14 protein-coding genes are annotated in these 20,882 nt (G+C 65.7%); 3 read left to right on the top strand and 11 right to left on the bottom strand.

Annotation, left to right across the window (positions count from 1 at the left end):
- Positions 1 to 5 precede the first annotated feature (5 nt).
- The 7 genes from OG974_RS23455 to OG974_RS23425 form a co-directional block, all read right to left on the bottom strand.
- Complete coding sequence (locus tag OG974_RS23455) at positions 6 to 3,320, bottom strand: type I restriction endonuclease subunit R (RefSeq protein WP_371644365.1); 3,315 nt, start codon at positions 3,318 to 3,320, stop codon at positions 6 to 8.
- A 19-nt stretch (positions 3,321 to 3,339) separates the two neighbouring features.
- Entirely contained in the window at positions 3,340 to 4,593 is a 1,254-nt protein-coding gene (locus tag OG974_RS23450) for a restriction endonuclease subunit S (protein WP_371644363.1), read from the bottom strand.
- Positions 4,586 to 7,036, bottom strand: coding sequence for an N-6 DNA methylase (locus OG974_RS23445; RefSeq protein WP_371644361.1), 2,451 nt, complete (start codon positions 7,034 to 7,036; stop codon positions 4,586 to 4,588). Before OG974_RS23445 ends, OG974_RS23450 begins: the two co-directional genes overlap by 8 nt.
- Positions 7,037 to 7,155: 119 nt before the next feature.
- Positions 7,156 to 7,776 carry a hypothetical protein gene (locus tag OG974_RS23440; RefSeq protein ID WP_371644359.1) on the bottom strand — a complete coding sequence of 207 codons (621 nt, stop codon included), beginning with the start codon at positions 7,774 to 7,776 and terminating at the stop codon, positions 7,156 to 7,158.
- Between the two features lie 249 nt (positions 7,777 to 8,025).
- A complete protein-coding gene (locus OG974_RS23435) occupies positions 8,026 to 8,373 on the bottom strand; it encodes a hypothetical protein (RefSeq protein WP_371644357.1) in 348 nt (115 codons plus the stop codon).
- A gap of 255 nt (positions 8,374 to 8,628) precedes the next feature.
- Positions 8,629 to 9,342, bottom strand: a complete 714-nt coding sequence (locus tag OG974_RS23430; RefSeq protein ID WP_371644355.1) for a creatininase family protein — start codon at positions 9,340 to 9,342, stop codon at positions 8,629 to 8,631.
- A gap of 19 nt (positions 9,343 to 9,361) precedes the next feature.
- The gene (locus tag OG974_RS23425; protein ID WP_371644353.1) at positions 9,362 to 10,561 is read right to left on the bottom strand and encodes a hypothetical protein; all 1,200 of its coding nucleotides are present in this window, start codon (positions 10,559 to 10,561) and stop codon (positions 9,362 to 9,364) included.
- A gap of 407 nt (positions 10,562 to 10,968) precedes the next feature.
- On the opposite strand from OG974_RS23425, the gene OG974_RS23420 reads away from it, so the two are divergent.
- From OG974_RS23420 to OG974_RS23410, 3 genes are read left to right on the top strand one after another with little or no spacing between them, the layout of a single operon-like run.
- The gene (locus tag OG974_RS23420; RefSeq protein WP_371644351.1) at positions 10,969 to 12,372 is read left to right on the top strand and encodes a hypothetical protein; all 1,404 of its coding nucleotides are present in this window, start codon (positions 10,969 to 10,971) and stop codon (positions 12,370 to 12,372) included.
- Between the two features lie 42 nt (positions 12,373 to 12,414).
- Positions 12,415 to 13,131, top strand: coding sequence for a trans-aconitate 2-methyltransferase (locus tag OG974_RS23415; protein ID WP_371644349.1), 717 nt, complete (start codon positions 12,415 to 12,417; stop codon positions 13,129 to 13,131).
- Positions 13,128 to 14,054: a glycosyltransferase family 2 protein gene (locus OG974_RS23410; protein WP_371644347.1), complete on the top strand. Its 927-nt coding sequence runs from the start codon at positions 13,128 to 13,130 to the stop codon at positions 14,052 to 14,054. The genes OG974_RS23415 and OG974_RS23410 overlap by 4 nt, the downstream gene beginning before the upstream one ends.
- A 101-nt stretch (positions 14,055 to 14,155) precedes the next feature.
- Here the strand turns inward: OG974_RS23410 and OG974_RS23405 are convergent, their stop codons facing one another.
- From OG974_RS23405 to OG974_RS23390, 4 genes are all read right to left on the bottom strand, one after another.
- Positions 14,156 to 16,789 (bottom strand): valine--tRNA ligase, encoded by a 2,634-nt coding sequence (locus OG974_RS23405; RefSeq protein WP_371644345.1) that lies wholly within the window; start codon positions 16,787 to 16,789, stop codon positions 14,156 to 14,158.
- 234 nt (positions 16,790 to 17,023) lie between these two features.
- Positions 17,024 to 18,724, bottom strand: coding sequence for a relaxase/mobilization nuclease domain-containing protein (locus OG974_RS23400; RefSeq protein ID WP_371644343.1), 1,701 nt, complete (start codon positions 18,722 to 18,724; stop codon positions 17,024 to 17,026).
- A gap of 5 nt (positions 18,725 to 18,729) precedes the next feature.
- A complete protein-coding gene (locus OG974_RS23395) occupies positions 18,730 to 19,281 on the bottom strand; it encodes a MobC family plasmid mobilization relaxosome protein (RefSeq protein ID WP_371644341.1) in 552 nt (183 codons plus the stop codon).
- Positions 19,282 to 19,755: 474 nt separating this feature from the next.
- Positions 19,756 to 20,661 carry a DUF2637 domain-containing protein gene (locus OG974_RS23390; RefSeq protein ID WP_371644339.1) on the bottom strand — a complete coding sequence of 302 codons (906 nt, stop codon included), beginning with the start codon at positions 20,659 to 20,661 and terminating at the stop codon, positions 19,756 to 19,758.
- Between the last annotated feature and the right edge of the window lie 221 nt (positions 20,662 to 20,882).

Below are 20,882 nucleotides of genomic sequence, written 5' to 3'. Positions count from 1 at the left end.
CCACCTCAGCTCTTCCTCTGGAGGGTGTGGCGGTGGTGACGCACGATGTCAAAGAGCCCATCGGCAACGTGCCGCGCATCCCGCGGCTCGGTGACCTGGTACCTGATCAGCAGCCGGACGATGGCCTTGCGCAGGTCATCCTGGTAGACGGCATTGATCCAGAAGTCCTTCTTGCGGGATTCCTGGACTGCCGTCTCCTCGATCTTCCCGGTCACCGAAATAAGGTAGTCACAGGTCTCCGCCGGCACGATCGCGTCCGTGATCGTTGTGTCGATCAGCGTCTTGTACAGGGCGAGCTCAAGCCGGCTGAGGCGCGACAGCTTCTCGTTGGCCTGCTCACTGGTGCCTTCGTGGACGGCGACCGTCTCATCGACGAGCTGTTGGAAGAGCGACACCTGCTGCTCCCATTGATGCGCATAGTCCCGGAGGATCTCCTCCAGCCTTGCACGCAACTTGTGATACTCGGCCGGGTCTTCGTTGAAATGCACCTCGATGTGGTGCCGAATGGCGTGCTCCATCGTCGACGCCTGGGCCTTGGCACCCGGCAGCGCCTCAACCTTGGCGTTGAAGTCGTCGGTCGTGATCTGACTGGGCGGTATCACCTGCCGCACGTCGAGGGCCGTGATGTGCTGATCGATGAGGTCACGGACCTTCTCCCCATACAGGGAAGCATCGAAGTCACTCTGCTCCTGGTAGCGGGACCGCGCCCACGTACTGATAAGCGAGTACAGCCGCGCGTCATCCAAGAAGGGCTTGGCATCCTCTCGTGGCATCACCAGGTCGACGGTGGCGAGGAACTTCCGCAGGGCGCTATCGAACTGCGCGCGGAGCTCGTCGTCCTCGAGGAGCTGGACACACCTCTCGACCACCTCACGAGCGTCGGCAGGGATAACGCCACGCTGTGTGAACAACATCCGCAGCCGGTTGCGACGTGGCTCCAACTTGGCTATCTCGGCGGACAGGTCGGTGGGGGTGCCCTCTGCGTCATCGGCCGCGTACGCCTCCATCGCGGCCTGCAGATGCTTGGAGATCCCTGCATAATCAACGACAAATCCGGCACTCTTGCCGTCGGCCGTGCGGTTGACGCGGGCAATGGCCTGCAGCAGATCCGCTTCCTTGATCCGCCGGTCCAAGTACATCACCTGCTCAATTGGCGCATCGAACCCCGTCAGCAGCATGGTCCGCACGATCAGCATCGCGACCGGCTGCTCGCCCTCGGCCGGCTCCACCGGGAAGGGTCGGCGGAACTCCTCGATGACCTTCTTCTGCTTGTTCTCATCGGTCCAACGCGCCGTGTCCTGGTCATCGTTGTTGTCACCAGAGATGACGGGCACGAAGTCAATAGCCTTGAGCAATTCCTTCTGCTTGTGCGCGGCGCGCACAACTGCCTGCCTGGCGGTCAGTTGCTCGGTGGGCTTCTCAAGTACGGATGCCGGTACCCTCTCCGCCTCGGCGACGAGCTCGTCCCGCGCCTTGAGCAGCGCATCCCGGTACCGCACGGCGATCTTCCGAGAGTGCGCGACAACCTGCGCCTTGAAACCGTTCGGCATCACGTTGCCGACGTAGTGGCGCAGCATGTCCCGGGCCTTCTTAAGGATCAGGCTGTCCGCGCTGAGTACATCGCTGGTCGTGGCGTACTTCTTCTGGAGTTCGTCGTACTGCTCGTCGGTCAGCTCAGGGAACTCCTCAGCGAATGCCTCGTCCAGGTCCTCTGCATCGACGAGGGCGCCCTTGGCGATCCGTCCCTCGTAGACGATCGGGACAATCGCACCGTCCTCCTCAGCATCGGCGAGACGGTACTTGTCGATGAAGTCACCGAAGATGCCTGTGGTGCGGTTCTTCTCCCGCATAATAATCGGGGTTCCTGTGAAGCCGATGCGAGCTGCGTTGGGCAGCGACTCCATCAGGTTCAAGTGCAGCTTGGAGCCGTGGGAGCGGTGGGCCTCGTCTACCAGAATCAGCACGGACTCGCTGCCGTTGAGCAGCCCCCAGCCGGGCGCCCGGTCGTGAGCCAGCGTGTCCGCGGCTTCGGCCTGCTTCACCTTCTGTGGATCCACTTGCTTGTGAATCATGACGAAGACGAGTCCCGCGCCTTCCTTGGCGAGCGCAGCCGGCACACCCTTCGATCGCTTGACCTCGTCGGGCTTCTCCCCCGTGAGCACTGCGGTTGCCGCCAGTTGCTCCTGCAGCTGCTTCCGGTCCGTGACGACAACGACTCTGAATTGACTCAGGCCCGGCGTCGACCGCATTTTGCGCACCAGGAACACCATCGTCAGAGACTTGCCTGACCCCTGCGTATGCCAGATGATGCCGCCGCGGCGGTCTGTCTCACCGTCGTGCGTTTTGGTCCTGCCATCGTTGAGACGCTCCACGGCGCGGCAGACCGCACGGTACTGCTGATAGCGCGGGGCGATCTTCACCCGGCGGGTGCCACCGTCCGCCGTGTCGATCTCCATGAAGACAACGAAGTTCCGGATGATGTCCAGGAGTTGGGCTGGCCGCAGCATGCCCGCCGCAAGCACCTCCTGCTCCGTCAGGGCGCTCACGCTCTTGCCTAGCTCGGTAGCCAGCTCGTCTTCGCTCTGGGGGTAGGGGTCGCGCCACACCGCATAGTGGTCGGGACGTGCAGTGTACGTCCCATACATCGCCCGGTCGCCCGTGGTCGCGATGGTGAGTTGGGCCGTACGAAAGAGCGCTTCGTTCCCCTCGGGCGTGACTGCGCCCCGCTGGTTCGCATAGCGCCGCAGCTGGTGGACAGCCTGGCCAATCTTCCCCTGCTGATGCGCCGGCTTCTTGCACTCGATCACCGCGAGCGGAATCCCGTTGACGAATAGCACCAAGTCCGGCACAACGTACTTCGCACCGGACGTGCCAGGCACATCCATCCGGAACTGTGAAATAGCGAGAAACTCGTTGCGCTCTGGCCGCTGCCAGTCGATGAAGTGGACGCGTTGCTCGCGCCCGCTATCCCAGCCATCTCGGCCCGCAACCGTGACTCCGGACAGCAGGCGTTCAGTGGCGGCGGAATTCGCCTCGAGGAGGGAGGAAGCACCAATACGCGTGACCTGGTTGACAACCTGCGCAATTCGCGGCTCGTCCAGCCACTCGCTGCCGTGCTGGTCAAGGTTCAACCTGCGAAGCTGCCGTCGTAGAACTTGCTCCAACACCGGCTCCGCGAAGGAGGTCCTGAACGATGCTTCAGCACTCGTTGGCACGGCGGCGCCGGGGGCGCTCCCGCGTACATGCCGCCACCCCATAGTCTCAAGTTGAGCGATTAGCGGTAGCTCAACCAGGACGTACTCGTAGCCAGACTCCGACACGGTTCCCTCTCCCCCTAAACTACGGCGCAACCGGCACACGAACACAACCTGTCAACAGATCGTCCATCAGCGCCTGCTTCATCCAACGCAGCTTCATGACTTCCGCAGCGGTTGACCGCATGCCGAGATCATGCGCCTCCACAAGCCTCACGATGTTTTCCTGGACTTCTCCCGTTGCCCACGGGATCACCAACCGGCGGATGGCGCCTTGGCTGATGTTTTTCATACTTCCACTGGTCCCAGTTGCTGCAACCTCGATCTGGCGCCGCACTTGAGTCGAAGAAAGCAATTCATTAACGAAGCGATGGCTTCCCGCTTCAGGCCGAAGTTGCAGGCGCAAGGTCTTATCGCACAACATCAATCCAGGGCGAGTTCGATCGACAACACACGTCATGCCCACCAGTTCAGGGGTGTTTGCCCGCGTCATTAGAAGGTCCCCGACACGCACCTCGAGCGAAGGGTCAATCAGCGAAACATCATCAACGACTTTATTCTCATCTTGATGAAAACCCGACCTCCCTACAGAGCTCACTTTCAATACGCCCCACTCTCCATCCTTCGCGGGGCGAGCCTCCAAGTTTGGGCTGTTCCCAGCCTGAATCCCCTTCAACTGCACACCTAGCGTGCAGAACTCCCAGGCCCCTTCACGCTTGCCGATGAGCCCATCAACTTGCGACACCTGGACACGATCCAATTCATCCAAGGCATTACGCATCGCGTCATGCACCGCAGCCCTACGCCCAACCGCCAGCTTGTTTAGGAACCTTCCCGCCGCGTCCAGCTGATCATCGACCGTATCGAGGATCTCCGAGATCCGACGCTGCTCGGGCAGCGAAGGCAGAGTGACTGGAATCTTAGCCAGTTCCGTATAGCGGAGGTTCCAGGTGTCACTCACGAGCCCCTGCGAGGCGCGATAGAAGCGAGCAACCATTCCTGGATGCTTCAACACCCTCGCCATGTACTCGGGGTTCACGTCCGACGTCGGCGTGCACACCGTGTAGGCAGGACTGACGATTCCACTATGGACAGACAATCCAGATACGCCCTGCCACATGCGCATCGTATTGTAGACAATGTCTCCTGAATTTACCGCCAGGTAGAGACTTTTATCGGCGCTCGAGCTATCTCGCCGGCCGCTATGTTCTTGAAGAATGACACCGCGCTCCGCCGTAACCGACAGGAGCGGATCGCTCGCCTTCGCGCGCGTCGACCGCCGCTTGAGGACTTGTCCGAGCGTAGTCTCACGCAGGTCAGAGACCTCCCGGTTACGCATAGCCAATCTCCTTCAGGTAACCCGCCAACCGCGCCGCCGCCGTATCGCGCTGAACCTCCAAGTCCGCCAGCGTCACCGCGTACTTCTCACCCCACGTCCGGTACGCATGGATCAGCTCCCGCCGCCCCACCGAAATGAACCGGTCCATGCGTGCCCGCAGGTCGTCATTGAGGAAACGCAACACGGTCTCCCGCGCCTCCGGTTCCGACAACGCTTCCGCGGCCTTCCTCAGCTCGTCGACGAACGCGGCCCGCAGCTCCTTGACCTTCCCCTTGGCTGCCTTCAGCTCTGTCCTCAGTTTGCTCAGCTGTTTCGGGCTCAGCAGGTCTTCCGGGTCCTGGTCCGCTTCGTCATCACCATCGCCAGACGCCTTCTTCGGTGCGCCCGCCTTGATCCTGGCGTCCAGGTCAGCAACCAGCGCCTCCGCCGCCTCAAGTTCCTCCACATACGCGGGGATCAGTGCCGGCACGAGCCGATGGCCGCGGGCCTTGCGCTGGTCGGCACGGAGGCGCGCAAGAGTCTTGGAGTCTGCATCCTCAGGCTCTTCGAAAGCTGACTCAATGTTGGCGACCCACCGCTCAATAACGCCCGGGAAACCCTGCTGCGCCAGACTCTTCAGGTCATACTGTGCGTCGAACCACCATGCCGCCACCGAACCAGCAAGCTGGAAACGGTTAAGCACACCCACGGTCAGTAGATCCTCCGCAAAGGTCTCCAGTAGCTCGTTGCGCGTCTTCATCAGCTGCTGGTCATTCGGCAGGGCAATGATGCGGTGGACGTGCTTGACCCACCAGGTGTCATACGCATCCGTGAGTTCGCGTTCCTTCGAGGAAACGAGTTCCGTGATGCGGCCTGCCGTGGCCTCGCATCCACCAGTCGGGAAGTCGTAGTAGTCGGCGTCCTGCTCGACGAACAGATTCGCCACGTCCACGCCGTACGCGGCGAATTGCTTCGCCTTCGCCGCGACCTCCGCCTTCGGAACCCCCCCGTGCAGATGTGCCCGCACATCCTGTGGCTCGGGTGGTGGCGTGTTGTCCACGTAGCGGCGAATGTTGAGGTTGTAGTCGTTCTTCGCCAACTCCTCGAAGGAGACCACCCGAGCGAAGCCCTCCATCGGCTCCCGCTCCCGGAAGGCGGTCACGACCTTCTCATCGTGCTGCGGCTCGACGAGGTTCTGGGCGCGGCCAGCCGTGAATTCCCGGTCGGCGTTGATGAACAAGACACCGTCATCCTTACCTGCCGGCAGACCGTTCGAGCCCCTCAGCACCAGGATGCAGGCAGGGATTCCAGTGCCATAGAAGACATTCGGCCCCACTCCGATGACCGCCTCCAGGCGGCGGTTCTTGATGACCTCCTCTCGGATCTTCTTCTCCTCGCCTCCCCGGAAGAGCACGCCGTGTGGCATGACAGAGGCTGCTCTGCCGTCCGGCTCGAGCACAGCCAAGACGTGCTGGATGAACATCAAGTCGGCTTTCTTGCCCGACTCGGGGGCCCATCCATAGGTCATGCGCTCAGGGTGAGCCATGCCCCGGCGCTTGTAGTTCTGGGCGAAGGGCGGGTTGGTGAGGATGCGGTCGAAACGGCGCAGCTCACCACTGTCGTCCTCGTGGCCCGGCGCGGCGAGGGTGTCGCCGTGGACGATGCCACTGCCTGTGATGCCGTGGAGAACCATGTTCATCCGGGCCATCGCCCAGGCGCTGCCATTCTCCTCCTGGCCATAGGCCGCAACCGTGGCTGCATCATGACCGTGTTCCTCGACGTGCTCCTTCGCGAGGATCAGCATGCCACCCGAGCCGCAGCACGGATCGTAGACAGACTGGCCTTCCTGCGGATCGACGAGGCGGACCATCATCCGGATCACCGAGCGCGGGGTGTAGAACTGGCCGCCCTTCTTGCCCCCCTCGTCTGCGAACTCGCCGATTAGGTACTCGTAGGCGTGCCCGAGCAGGTCGGGGAACTCGAAGTCCTCGTTCCGCAGCCGATAGCGATTGAAGTGGTCGATCAGGTCCCGGATGGCGGTGGAGCTGAGTGCGGAGTTACCGACCTTGCGAGTAAAGTCAATGTGTTCCAGTACGCCATCGAGGGCTGGCGAGTTGGCGTCCTCCAGTGCGCCAAGCGCTCTGTTGATCAGGTCACCAGGGTTCGCCTCGCGCGCATGGTCAACCAAGTATGACCAACGGGCGGCTTCCGGGACATAGAACTGGCTGCTCTCGTACATCTCCTGCATCTCGGCGATGTTTTCAGCCTGGACTGGCGTGTTCCCGTCATTCACCAGCCCCTCGATGACCTTCGCCCGCACAGCGTCAAACTGGTCGGAGGCGCGCTTGAGGAACAGCATCCCGAAGATGAACTCCTGGTACTGCGCCGCATCCATCTTGCCCCGCAGGATGTCCGCCGCCGCGAACAGGTGCCGCTCCAACTGGGGCAGGGTCAGCCGTGCCACCCGCGCCTACCTTTCATCGATCAAGTCGCACAAACAGGAGGCCATGAGCCGGCTGGTTCTTGTGCGCTCTGTGTGGTCACTTCCGTCTTACCGCATGGGACTGACGACGTCGGGTCTCATCATCCCGCAGCTAGGCCGTCAAATGCGTCACAGAGCAGATCCGTCAGCAGACCGGGCCGAAATGCTTCCAACTTGGCGATCAGTCGTCTGTAGGTCTGGATCTGTGAACTAACTTCTTCCATCGCGCCGGTGACTGCTCTCTGATGTACGAGATCTGGAACGAAGACAGGTGTGGTGGCCACCGTCTGTGAAGTGAGGGTGTCCACCGCGTACCCGCGGTTCGCCTGTGAGGTGATCCACGCGTGTACCAGCGGATGCCCGAGATAGTGGAGCAGGTACTCGGGCAAGATCGCGCCTGTTTGGGGTCTGATCCGCAGGCACGCAGCACCGAAGAGCCAAGTCGCCTCGGCAGGACCTACGACGGCCCGGCGCCCGAGCGCACCCTGCCGCACGTAGATCAAGTCGCCTTCCTGCAGTTGGAAACGGGCTAGGCCAGCGGCGACGTCCGGTGCGACACACCTGATGCTGCGTGCATCAACGGCATGCTCAGCAGTCAGGTCAGGGGGCGAAATCACGGGGATGCCGTCAGCCTCAGCCGACAGCCCCTCCAACTGCTGCCCGGAAGGACCCGAAACGATCTCGCACAGCTCGGACAACTGATGGACCTGCCATGCAGTCACGTCAGCTCACCCCAGCTGAGACTGAAAGTTCTGCGCGCAGTGCACCAGGGCTCAGGCAGCGGAGCAGTCGCATCAGCTGCCGCGGCCCGTGGGGCGATGTTGACCAGCAGATAGCCAGCCTCCAACTCGATCGAGTCATGCGATCGGCTGCCACCGCGGTCCAGGTCCGGGACTGCCGGTATGGACGGGTGGACCTTGTCGTTGGTGCTTGGAGCGGCAGGCAACCCGGTATACGCATCAGCGTGGACATCAGCCGCAGACGATCTCGCGGACCTGACGAAGCCGCTCCTGGGCCTCGAAGCTACCCATGTCACGTAGGGCGTCGTCGCCCTTACTGCTTGGACTCAGCACAGCCTTGACGATGTCGGCGATGGGGCTGCCAAGGAGGTACAGGCGCACTTCGGCGTACTGGTTGCCAGGGAGCTCTCCAGGAATGTGGCCCATGCCATGCGATTCCAGACTGCGCGTGATGGCATTACGCACGTGAATACCCAGGCGACCAGCGCCCTGAATGTCCCGCAAGGTCCCCATGTCAACGGTGCGCAACCCGCTGTCCATCATGACCGATTCGCGAAGACCTTCGCAGTTGTCCGTCATCCCCACCCCTTCGCGTTGCACCCTTAGGCGCAGCTACGCACAGAGCAATGGGGAGCCTGGCTCACTCACTCCCCCATCAGGTTCAGCAGAACCGTAGCCTCGCCACACCATGACACGCAACCTTCATAGCACTCTATGAAGGTTGGCAGATCGCGTAAGTGACGGGTTCGCACATTCAGTCTCCCCTGCAACTCAACCCGCAGCAGGTGTGCCTCGCAGCCAGGCAAGCGGTGGCTGACTTGGTGGCCGTGCGCCTCAGCCGCCGCCGCCCAGAACCTTGAGGTGCCCCGCGAAGCTCAGCCGCAGGCTCTCCAGCACGGCCTTGCCCTTCCCCGTCGTGGCATGAGACGGAAAGCCGATCACTCCGGACGCGGTGTACCCGCCCATCCCGTGGACGAGCAGGAATCGCCGATCGCCGCCGCCCTGATCCGCGTCGGCGTATCCCTCACGGACCAGCTCGGGGGCGGCATGCAGCAGGATCGAGGTCTCGATCTCGCCGGCATGCATGTCTGCGTGGCGGTCGGAGATCAGGCCGGCGTGGTCGCGGGCGCGGTCCCAGTCGGCGCCGAGCGGGAACAGGGAGACGGTGGGGCCGTCGACGTTGGCTTCCTGGACGATGTTGGACAGGACGTAGTTGCCACCGTGGCCGTTGATGATCACGAGCTTGGTGATTCCGGAGCGAGCGAGAGACACCCGGATGTCGTCGATCACGGCGTAGAGGGTCCTCGCGCTGATGCTGACGGTGCCGGGGAAAGCGGCGTGCTCGTGGCTGCACGACATCGTGATCGGCGGGAGCAGGTGCACGGGATAGGCGTCGGCGATCTCCTGGCCGATGATGCAGGCGATTGCCGTGTCGGTGATCAGTGGGAGATAGCGGCCGTGCTGCTCGAAGGAGCCGACGGGGAGCACGGCGACGCGGGGCTGCTGGTCCTGGACGTCCGTGCTTGTGGCGGTGGGCAGCAGGTTCACGTCACTCCCTAAGGGTCGGCTACGGGGCGGCTCTCTTCATCGTGTCGAGCGCCCTGTTCAGCTCTGAAACTTCCACCAGTTTGCGCCAGGGCGCAAGGTGGGGTTGAAGTCGGTACAGCTCGTTCAGGATGCGTGCCGAGCCTGTCCGTTGGGCGATCCCCAGTGCCTGTTCGGCAGCTTGATGGGCCCCTTCCACGTCCTCGAGTAGGGCGTTGGCCGTGGCCAGGCGGGCGAGGCACAGACCCCGGTCTCGTTCCTGTACGGCGGGCCAGTGGCTGAGGCTCTCCTGATAGATCTCCGCTGCCTGGCCTGGCCGCTCCAGGCGGACGTTGCAGTTCGCGGCTTCCATCTCGATGTAGGCCACGGAGCAGTACCCGGCCATGGGGTCGGCATCGTCTCCTCTGGCTGCGGCAGCGAGAGCCTGGTCGATCGCGTGGTCGGTCTCGGCCGCTTCGCCGAGCCCTGCTTTGCTGTTGGCGAGCTGGCGCAGTACGACGGCATGGACCCGAGGGGAGAGCTGTCCGGCGTAACGGAGTGCGGCGCCGGCGAGACCGGCACCGTGTCCTGCGTGCCCTGCCTCGGTTGCGATGTTGCTGCGTCGCTGGAACAAGTAGGCGATCAGCATGGGGTCACCCAGTTCCTGGGCGTACTCCATGGCGAAGCTGGTCCATCGCATGGCTTCGTCTGGGTGGCCCGTGTCCTGATGCAACCACCCAAGGAACTCGGCGTACCGAGCACTGATGCGCAGGACGTCCTCGCGTAAGGGGCCGTAGGCGTCTTGGCACATCTGCTCTATGAGGGGCATCTGGCTCTGCACAGGTGCCACCAGAAACTGTGGACCGACAAGCGGCTCGGCCTGAGCGTGCTGATCGAGGACGGAAGTCAGGTACCTCAGCATCTCCGGGCTGATCGGTACCGGGATCTTCGTCCGGAGTGCGCCCGCCAGCGGATCAGGTGGCTGGCTCTCCAGCAGGATCCCGGGCTCCGGGAAGCCGAGCTCCTCATTCGTTGCTTGGTACGCCTCACGGAAGAGGGGCTGGTGGTCCGAGCTCACCGGCCGTCGACCGTTCTCGTACATGGAGACGAGCGTCTTCCAGCTGGCAGGGGAGGGTGACTCGACGCCGAGGCGCGCGGCAGTGGCGACGAGAGCCTCAATGAGGTCGCCCTGCATCCACCCGCGGCTTAGCCGCGCTGTCTGGAGCCTGCTCTTGGACTTCATCGCTCCCCCGAAGCACGTCGCGGCCCGCCTTCTCTCACTATGCGGCCAAGGCAGCGTCTGACGTGGGGAGTTAACAGTTAACAGCCCGTCTTGTTAACCCCGTCCACTGCCCGATGGCCGGGAGTCGGGCCTACTTGGCGCAAGCACGGCAGCGGAGCTCCTCCGCCCGGGTGAGATCACGCTCTGCGCGGCTGGCTGCGCTCGCTGAAACCGGGTGGCGCGCCCTGCGCGATTTTCGACAAGAGGCGGTCACCGCCGCAGCAATCAACGTCCGGTCTGCTTCGGAATGGCTCCGAACAGTGACAGCACGAGTGGGAGCGATACGGATGGAAACCGACTCTCGAACGTCTCGGGCAGCATCGACCTTGGTCCCCGCGCTGCCGACGGTCAGCTGTGTTGAGCAGCCGATGGGACGAGCTGTCGTCCGCGAAGCCCTCCCCGCCACCCGCAGGCACAACCTCGTGGTGGTCGGCTTCGACGAGATCGTCGCCAACAAGTACCTGCCCTCCATCAGGGACGCTGTCGATGCCGGCTACGTCGACTCGTACTCCGTCATTGACCTGGACTCGGAGAGGTCGACAATCGAGGAGCGCATACAGGGAGTCGACCTGAAGCCTCGGGAGGTCATCTACCTTCCGGACTCGGGCCGCGGCCCGACCGTGCAGCGGGATCAGCCGGAGCTGATCGGAGCCGCCCTCAGGCAGCTCCGTCTGCCCGACCTGCCGATGAAGGTGTACATCGCGACCGAGGTGCGGGCGCACGAAGCCTATCTGCGCTACTGCGTCGAGAACGGCATCGATTCGCTGGTGGAGAAGCCGGTCTTGGCTCCGCTGGTGGACGGCCAGTTCGCGCCGTCCCGGATCACCGAGGTGATGCAGGAACTCATCGCTCAGGCCGGACGTACCGGCGCCAAGCACTCCGTGATGACGCTGAGCCGGTATCACCGTATCTACAACGGGGAGTTGCTCCGCTCGCTCGAAGAGCGGGTGCGGGACTGGCAGACCCCCGTCACGTCCTTCCACCTGCGAGCCGCCGGCGGCGTGTGGAACCTCCAGCACGAGTACGAGTCTCGAGACGATCACCCCTACCGGTACGGCTACGGAATGGTGATGCACGGCGCGTACCACTACATCGATCTCGCCGTGCAGTGCCTGTCCCTCAACAAGCTCGTGTTTCCCGACCGCCGCTTCAGGCTCGAAGTCAGCTCGTTCGGCGCATTCCCGACCGACCAGCACCTCCGGATCCCAAATCCGACCGCCAGCCGGTTCGAGGACGGCCACTCGCGCTGGCCCGACGCCGAGAGCCTGGCGCATTCCTTCGGCGAGACGGACATCACCGCCACATTCCGGCTGGTCGACGTCGCGTCGGATCGGACACTGACCGTCGGAACGCTCTCCTTCGAGCAGACGACGCCGTCCATCCGCAGCTGGCAGGACCTCCCAGATGACGTCTACAACAAGAACGGGCGCACTTCCAGCGTCGACCTCGAAGCCCAGCTGTCGACCCTCTACTCCGCACACGTCCACTGCTACGACGTGCCCCGCGGGCACAACGCGGACAAGATCGACGCCTTCGCTCGGCTGACCACGAGGGCGAACGCCTCTTTGCTGCCGGAGGAGCGGTACACGTCGGTCAAGATGTTCGACGGGTTGTTCCACAGCGACAGCAACAGGCAGCTCATGGAGAACTGGCTGCGGGGGACCGAGAACAGGAGCTCGCTCTCCGCACACCTGCTGCCGATGAAGGTCACCGAGGCGTTGGCGTCCTCTCTCCGCACGCCCGGCCGGGCCGTCGAGATCGCCGAGTTCTAGGTGCCTGTCCTCGCTCGTCCCTCCAGCCCCAGGTGGTGCCCCTTGCCTGTACAGCACTCGAAGGCGTCCCTTCACGCCTTCTACGCAGACGCGTTACGGAACGGCCGGAGCACCGGCGAGAAGCTGCGCGAACCCGTTCCGGCGCGATTCCTCACCCTGCTGGGTTCCCTCCCCGCCGACACTCCGCGTCGCGCTCTGGACCTCGGATACGGCGCCGGGGCGTACACCATCGCCCTGGCCGAGGCCGGGTTCACCGTTGTCGCGGTGGACCAGGCCCCGGCCGAGCCGCTGCTACAGCGGCTCTCGGAGTACGAGGACTTGGCGGAGCGGGTCACGGTGGTGGAGTCCCTCATCGAGCAGTACGCCGTCCAGGAGGACTTCGGCGCGCTCGTCGCCAAGGACGTTCTCCACTACCTGTCACGGCACGACGTCGAAGCTCTGCTCACCCAGGCTGTGCAGAGTTCCCGCTCGGTCAACCTGCACTATCTGGAGGTCTTCACCGAGATCTTCCGGATAGACGCCCACGGCGTTCAGATCCACATCGAGGGCGAGGCCCGGTACACGCGGGAGTCATTCAGCCGCGCGCTGGAGCGGATCTACGAGGGCTGGGACGTCACCGTGAGCTGGGACGACCACACCGAGCAGGACACGCGCTCACGGCGCACCTACTTCAAAGCGGCTCGCGCGACCGTCATAGCGGCGCGCAGGTGCCCGGCTCCAGTCGGTACCGCGGCCATGAGCGGAAGGGAGACAGCGTGACCATCGCGGATTCTGGAGGCATCAGCTTCGTTGTCCCCTGCCACAACGCGGGCGACTATCTCATCGAGGCCGTGAAGTCTGTCGTCGAGCAGCCGCTTCGGCGTCCGCACGAGGTAGTGATCGTGGACGACGGGTCGGACGACGACACGACCATCAAGGCCATCGACACCTGCGCCGATCTGCCCGGCGTACGCGTCGTCCGGCTCGAACAGCGCCAAGGGCACCACGTGGCCAGGAACGCCGGTGTGGCAGCCGCGCGGATGGAGTACGTGATGCAGGTGGACGCCGACGACCGGCTGGCCACCGACCCGCACCTCCTCACGGAAGGGTCCTACCCGGACAGGGCGGTGGAGACCCTCGAGTCCGATGCCGATACGGCCTTCGTGCACACGATGTCGTGGATGATCGGTGCCTTCGAGGGGTTCACCATCTCCTCGTACCCGTGCCGCGAGGATCTGGTGGCACGCAAGCACCACGTTCCGACGTCGATAGTCTGCCGGCGGGCAGACGCTCTCGAATGCGGGCTGTACGACCCGAAGGTGCTCAAGTGGGGTGACTGGGCTTTCGCGGTCAACCTGCTGGCCAGCCGGTACAGGCGCGGGGCAGGCAACAACATCCACTGCGTCGCCGGTCCCTTCTACGAGTACCGAGTGCACTCACGGGTCGAGCGAGTGTCCGATGCGGCGGTCTCGGAGCTCGACATGACTCTCCTCGTCGTGGAGAAGAACCTGGACTTCTTCCGGGACCGACTGGACCGGAACGACGGGGCTGCCGAGATCGCCCTCGACCTGCTGGGTCAGAAGCCGACCCGCCTCGACGACCTCCTGCACATGGCGAAGTTCGATCTCCACCAGGCCCAGATCGTCGCCGAGCAACGCGAGTTCTCTCTGTCGAGCCCGTACGAGACGCTGCGCATTCCGTAGGCCTCACCGCCGAGAGCCCGAGTCAGAGGGTGTCCGAGGCCGAAGAACCCGAAGGGGGCCCAGACCACGTGGTCTGGGCCCCCTTCGGCGTGTTCCGACGCCTACTGCGGCGGCAGCTTGTCCAGCTGGGCCTGGAGCCGGGCGATGTCCGACTCGGCCTTGGCGAGCCGGCCCTTGATCTTGTCCACGACGTTGTCGGGGGCCTTGGCGATGAACGCCTCGTTCCCGAGCTTGGCCTCGGCCTGCTGCTTCTCCTTCTCGGCTGCGGCCAGGTCCTTGCCCAACCGCTTGCGCTCGGCCGCCACGTCGATGGTGCCCGACAGGTCGAGCGAGACCGTGGCGCCGGCCACCGGCAGCGAGGCGGTGGTGGCGAAGCCCTCGCCCTCCGGCTGGAGACGCAGCACCTGGCGGATGGCCGCCTCGTGCGGGGCCAACGCCGTGCCGTCGAGCTCCAGGCGAGCCGGGACCTTCTGGCCCGGCTGCAGGCCCTGGTCCGAGCGGAACCGACGGACCTCCGTGACGACCTGCTGGACCAGCTCGATCTCCTGCTCCGCGGCCTCGTCGCGGAACCCGGAGTCCTTCGGCCACTCGGCGATGACGACCGACTCGCCGCCCGTGAGCGTGGTCCACAGCGTGTCCGTGACGAACGGGACGATCGGGTGGAGCAGCCGCAAGGTGACGTCGAGGACTTCGCCCAGGACGCGTGCGGAGACCTTGGCCTGGTCGCCCTCCTCGAAGAACGTCGTCTTCGACAGCTCGACGTACCAGTCGAAGACCTCGTCCCACGCGAAGTGGTAGAGGGCGTCCGCGAGCTTGGCGAACTGGTAGTCCTCGTAGTACGCATCCGCCTCGGCGACGACCTTGTTCAGCCGCGACAGGATCCAACGGTCGGTCGCCGACAGCTGCTCGACCGGCGGCAGGTCACCCTCGACCGTGGCGCCGTTCATGAGCGCGAAGCGCGTCGCGTTCCAGATCTTATTGGCGAAGTTGCGGGACGCCTGGACCCAGTCCTCGCCGATCGGGACGTCGACACCCGGGTTGGCGCCCTTGGCCAGGGTGAAGCGCAGGGCGTCGGAGCCGTACTTGTCCATCCAGTCCAGCGGGTTGACCGTGTTCCCGAACGACTTCGACATCTTCTTGCCGAACTCGTCACGGACCATGCCGTGGAACGCGATCGTGCGGAATGGCGGCTGGCCGTCCATCGCGTACAGGCCGAACATCATCATCCGGGCGACCCAGAAGAACATCAGGTCGTAGCCGGTGACCAGGACGGAGTTCGGGTAGAACTTCTCCAGGTCAGGCGTCTGCTCGGGCCAGCCGAGCGTGGAGAACGGCCACAGGCCGGACGAGAACCACGTGTCGAGGACGTCGGTGTCCTGCGTCCAGCCTTCGCCGGTCGGCGGCTCGTCGTCGGGGCCGACGCAGACCAGTTCACCGTTCGGGCCGTGCCAGACCGGGATGCGGTGGCCCCACCACAGCTGGCGCGAGATGCACCAGTCGTTGAGGTTGTCGACCCAGTCGAAGTAGCGCTGCGACATGTCGGCCGGGTGGATGTCGACCCGGCCGTCGCGGACCGCGTCGCCGGCGGCCTTGGCGAGGGTCTCGACCTTGACCCACCACTGCAGCGACAGGCGGGGTTCCAGCGTCGTCTTGCAGCGCGAGCAGTGGCCCACGGAGTGGACGTAGGGGCGCTTTTCGGCGACGATCCGTCCCTCGGCGCGCAGGGCGGCGACGATCGCGGAGCGAGCCTCGAAGCGGTCCAGGCCCTGGAAGGGGCCGTGGACGGTGATGATGCCGCGCTCGTCGAGGACCTCGATGGATTCGAGGTCGTGGCGCTGACCGATGGCGAAGTCGTTCGGGTCGTGCGCCGGGGTCACCTTGACGGCGCCGGTGCCGAACTCCGGGTCGACGTGCGTGTCGGCGACGACCGGAATGGACCGGTCGGTCAGCGGCAGCTTGATCTGCTTCCCGATCAGGCGGGCATAGCGCTCGTCGTCGGGGTGGACGGCGACAGCGGTGTCGCCGAGCATCGTCTCCGCGCGGGTGGTGGCGACGACGATGGTGTCCTCGCCCTCGCCGTACTTCATAGAGACGAGCTCGCCGTCGTCGTCCTGGTAGTCGACCTCGATGTCGGAGATGGCCGTCAGACAGCGGGGGCACCAGTTGATGATGCGCTCAGCGCGGTAGATCAGCCCGTCGTCGAACATCTTCTTGAAGACGGTCTGGACGGCCCGGGACAGGCCCTCGTCCATGGTGAAGCGGTCCCGGCTCCACGCCAGTCCCTCGCCGAGGCGCTGCATCTGGCCGGCGATCTGTCCGCCGGATTCGGCCTTCCACTCCCACACGCGCTCGACGAAGGCTTCGCGGCCCAAGTCGTGTCGGGACTTGCCCTCCTTGGCAAGCTCGCGCTCGACGACGTTCTGGGTGGCGATACCGGCGTGGTCCATGCCGGGCTGCCACAGCGTCTCGTAGCCCTGCATGCGCTTGCGGCGGGTGAGGGCGTCGATCAGCGTGTGCTCGAAGGCGTGGCCCAGGTGAAGCGAGCCGGTGACGTTCGGTGGCGGGATGACGATCGTGTACGCCGGCTTCTCGCTCTTCGCGTCCGCCTCGAAGTACCCGCGCTCTACCCAACGCTCGTACAGCGCCCCCTCTACCTCGGCCGGCGCGTACTGGGTCGGCAGCTCATGGGTAGGCGTCGGCCCGCTGTTGGGGCTCTGTGGAGTGTTGTCGGTCACGACGGCCATTCTAGGCCCGTGGCACCTCTGGCTTCGCCTGACTTTCCCCGGGCGAGCGGGCTGTCACCGGGACACAAAGGTGGCCGCACGGATGAGGTTCAAGTGTGACCAAGAACACGCCCGTGCGGCCGATGTTCATCGTACCCCGCCCGGCCAACGGTCTCGTACGGACAGGTGGCCCCGCCTCATGGGACCGCGGGGTCCGCGGCCCCGGCAGTAGGCGGCCGTGCCTAGTCAGCGTCGTGGGCGGTTCGGTGAGGCTGCGGGCGCGGTGGGCGGCTGCGTGCTGTGTCCCGGCTGGCTGGTCCGCGATGCCGTTGTGCGTCGGCGGGCGGCTTCGGCACGGGGGTTGGGTGCGGGGTTACGGCTGGTGTGCTGGAGGCGGGTGACCAGGACGCGGGCCGGTTGGCGGGCTGTGCTCAGTTCGCGCTGGGCCGCGGCTTCCTTCAGGAGCTGGTGGGGTTGGTGGCCTCGGGCCTCCGCGTCGGCCAGAAGTGCGGCGAGGGCGGGCCAGCTGGGGTCGGTGAGGATGCGGTCGGCCTGGTCGGGGACGGCAGCGCGTACGTCGTGGGCAAGGGTGCGGCGGGTTTCCTCCCTCGGCTGACGCTGTTCGAGTACGACGAGCGTGGGTGTGAGCGCTTGCTCGGCGGCTACCTGCAGGTGGTGGAGGGCTTGCCGGGCGGCGTCGGCCTGGTGGGCGTGGCCCTTGGCCTCGTGCCAACGGCCAGCGATGATCCCGGCCCACAGGAGGGCTGCGATGAGGGCGGCGAGGGCGCTGCCGTCGGGGCCGGTGGCTGTGTGCACGATGTCGCGGGCTGCGTTCCGGATGGTGTGGGCCGCGTAGTCTTCCGCCCGGATCTGGGAGCGCTGGGCGCGTGCGAACGCCTTCGATGCGGCGTGGAGTTCGGCGCGGAGGTGGGTGGGGGCTTTCTGGGCGGTGGCTTCGAGGAGTTCGCCGAGAGCGGTGATGTGCGCCTGGGCGTGGGTGTCGTCGGCGAGGTCGGTGCGGAAACTGTCGAGGGCTTCGGTGGCGTGGTGCCACGGGGTGGCGGGGCGGTTGCGGCGTGCGGTGGGGTGTTCCTCTGGCTGGCCGGCTTCGAGGCGGGACTGGAGTTTAGGGAGGGTGAGGTCGGGGGCGATCTTCCCGCCGGGGTGGAAGACCTGTTCGCCGTCCCTGTTGAGGTCGCCGGGGCGGCCTGCGGCGTAGCCGAGGAGGTCTCCGGAGGGGCCGCGACGGGCCTTGACCGCGATGCCGTCGGCTTCGAGGTAGGCGAGGAGTTCCTCGGCCGTGTGGGCGTGGGGGATGGCGGCGCGGATGCGGTCCTGGAGCCATTCGCGGCTCGTCTGCTCCCAGCCAAGGCGCTGGGCCTTGTGCATTTCAGCCTGGGTGGGGGCGCGAGTGCCGGTGCGGTCGCCCTTCTTCAGGCGGCGCAGGCCGTAGTCCTTCTCGATCTCGCGGCAGGCGTCGCCGACGCGGATGCCGCTGTCGTGGAGTTTGGGGCGGCGGCCGTCCTCACGAACAGTGGTGGCGAGGATGTGGATGTGGTCGTCGGCGTGGCGTACGGCGATCCAGCGGCAGGCCAGGTCGTCGCCTTCGGGGGCGATGCCAGCCGCAGCAACGATGCGCTGGGCGATCTCGCCCCACTCGGCGTCGGAGAGGTGGCGATCCTCGGGGGCTGCGCGGACGGGGCAGTGCCAGACGTGGTCGGTGATCTTCTTGCCGAACTCGCTGTTGCGGAGCCGGACGGGTTCGTCGAGGTAGCGGGCGAGCTGGGTGAGGGTGGCGTTCTCGTCGCGGCCGGGGTCGGGCATGGCGAGCATGGCGAAGCCGGCCACGATGTGCGGGTCGGTGTGCTCGTCGTGGCGACCAGGGCCGTAGAGGTAGGCAAGCAGACCACGGGTGTTTGCGCCGGAGGGCTTGATGGCAGCTATCACGGCGGTCAGGCCTCCTGCGGGTCGGCGGGCTCGCGCAGAATCTCGGCGATCAAGGTGAGCAGGTCGTGGAGTTCGTCGAGGCGCTGGCGTATGTCGGGCGGGGTGAGATCGCTGTTCAGGGCGCGGGCGATCTGGTTGACGTTGACGCCGATGCGGTTGCACTGGCGCAGGACCTGGGCGCGGAAGACGTGCGTGCGGCGCCGGTCCTCGGACAGAGGCAGGTTGGCGGTGAACCGCCCGTTGATAAAAGCGAGGACGATGTCGGCGGCGAAGCCGGATTCTCCCTTGTAGCCATGCTCGGTGGCGGACTCTTGGAGGCGGGGGCGTTCATCGTCGGTGAAGCGCAGCGGGCCGACGCGGTCGCCGCGCTTATTGCCGGTGAAGCGGCGGATCGTGGGCTGGACGCTCTTCACCGTCGGCTCGCCGGCGGCGGGCTCGGCGCTGCGCTCGGCGTGGAGGATGTCGCGCTGGATGGCGTGGAGCGTGTCCTGGTCGAGGCCGCCCTCGGACCCGACCTCACGGTCCGGCGCCCCCTGGCGCTGGGCCGTCTCCGCCACCCCCGGGGCGGAGATCCCCGAAGGCCGGCCTTGAGTCGGACTCGGGGTACTACTGGCTCCGCCAGGGGCCGTCATCCCGAATGCGGTCCGCCAACGGGCTTTCTGCCCAGGCTGCTTCGAGACCCGCGAGGGCGTGGAGTCGGGGTCGTTCGGGCCGAACGTCACAGGGTGCTTCTCCGATGCGGGGGAGGGTGGGCTGACAGTGCGGGACAAACGGGGTTGGAGGGTGGGCGCCCATGGTGTTGGCACGAGTTGCGGCGCGCGGCAGCCAGAGCTGACCGGATGGCCGACGGTCCCCGAAATGCGGCGGATGGCTGCCACGGCGCAGGGAACGTGGAGCACAGCTCGCGGGCTGGGGACCGGGCCGGTGGCGAGGGGACGGGGATCGCGTGGTGATCGACGGGGACCGCGGCCGTCAGGCAGCAGCCACGGTCCCGTCCGGCCTTACCGGCGTTGACCTGCGGTGAATATCGGTCAGTATCCGGGCGTGGTTCCGGTCAGGGCTTGCTGCTTGCGGAGGTCCGCAAGCTCCCTCTTGACCTTCCCCAGGCGCTCGTTGCTGATCGAGTGGCCCTCGCCCTCGATGGCCGCCCGCATCTGCTTCAGCGTCGGCTCCCCTTTCAGCCTCTCCACAATCGCGAGGAAGTCGTCCAGGTCACCGGTTGTCGGTCGCCCGATCTTCCGGGACGGGGCCGCGGGTGCGGCAGCCTCGCGGGGGTCATCGTCCGGCTCCACGGCAGTCTCGGCGCCGATGGCACCTAGTCCCTCTGGCTCGTCTCCCATGGGTTCGGGTCGACCGTCGAAGGCGCTCCCCTCGGCCTCCGGGAGTAGGACGGAGAGCGCCGTTGGGCGGGCATCCGCGCGGCGTGGGGTGGCGGGTGAGGCGACGTGCTCGTGAATCTGGCGCATGAGGACGCCGAAGGCCAGGAGAGCAGCGGCTGGGGGTACAGCCGCGACCACGTAGTCCAGCAGCGGCACCGTGGTGGTGCCCCGGGTGCCGCTGACGCCCGCGACGTTGAGGGCGATGGAGCCGAGGGAACCGGTGGTGGTGAGGGCGATCGCCCACCAGTCGGTGACGCGGCGCAATCCTGCGCGGAGCATCAGGAGCTCGCCGGCGACGATGAACGCGTCCAGGGTCGCGGGCCAGGCCCACTGGCGGACGGGGGAGGCGGCCAGACCGTGGCGTCCGGCGACCTCGGCGAGGTGCGCGTACGAGAGCCAGAACGCTCCGGCGGTAAGGGCCACGATGACGACCCCGGCCGCTGTGAGCGTGTACCGCTCAGCGGTCTGCGCGGCCGTTGCTTCGTGCCCGCCGGCCGACGGTACTCCGTCACGTCTGGGCTCGTGATTCGTGGTGGTGGGTGTGACAAGGGTGGCCATGGGTGTGGGGATGCTCCTGCGTGGCTTCAGGGGTGCGTGAGGCGTCTTAGGCGTCTTGGCCGTTGAAATCGCAGGTCAGGGCAGGTACGGGGGCGTGCTGGCCTTCCGTCTCGGCGGGCCCTGCGGGCGTCTTGGGCGTCATGCGAGGGCGGGGTCTCCCCGCCGATTTCGGCTGCCGGTGCTCTCGCCCGGCGGACGGCGACCTGCTGTCTGCCGTCTCG

This window comes from Streptomyces sp. NBC_00597, assembly GCF_041431095.1.
Taxonomy (GTDB): Bacteria; Actinomycetota; Actinomycetes; order Streptomycetales; family Streptomycetaceae; genus Streptomyces.
The sequence above is the reverse complement of the archived record's forward strand: the minus strand, read 5'-3'. Positions and strand labels throughout refer to the sequence as shown.

Bases quoted from the DNA above. Each gene is read 5' to 3' on its own strand.
- OG974_RS23450 (WP_371644363.1), bottom strand. From the start codon at position 4,593: ATGCGTAACCGGGAGGTCTCTGACCTGCGTGAGACTACGCTCGGACAA.
- OG974_RS23435 (WP_371644357.1), bottom strand. From the start codon at position 8,373: ATGACGGACAACTGCGAAGGTCTTCGCGAATCGGTCATGATGGACAGC.
- OG974_RS23425 (WP_371644353.1), bottom strand. From the start codon at position 10,561: ATGAAGTCCAAGAGCAGGCTCCAGACAGCGCGGCTAAGCCGCGGGTGG.
- OG974_RS23420 (WP_371644351.1), top strand. From the start codon at position 10,969: ATGGGACGAGCTGTCGTCCGCGAAGCCCTCCCCGCCACCCGCAGGCAC.
- OG974_RS23390 (WP_371644339.1), bottom strand. From the start codon at position 20,661: ATGGCCACCCTTGTCACACCCACCACCACGAATCACGAGCCCAGACGT.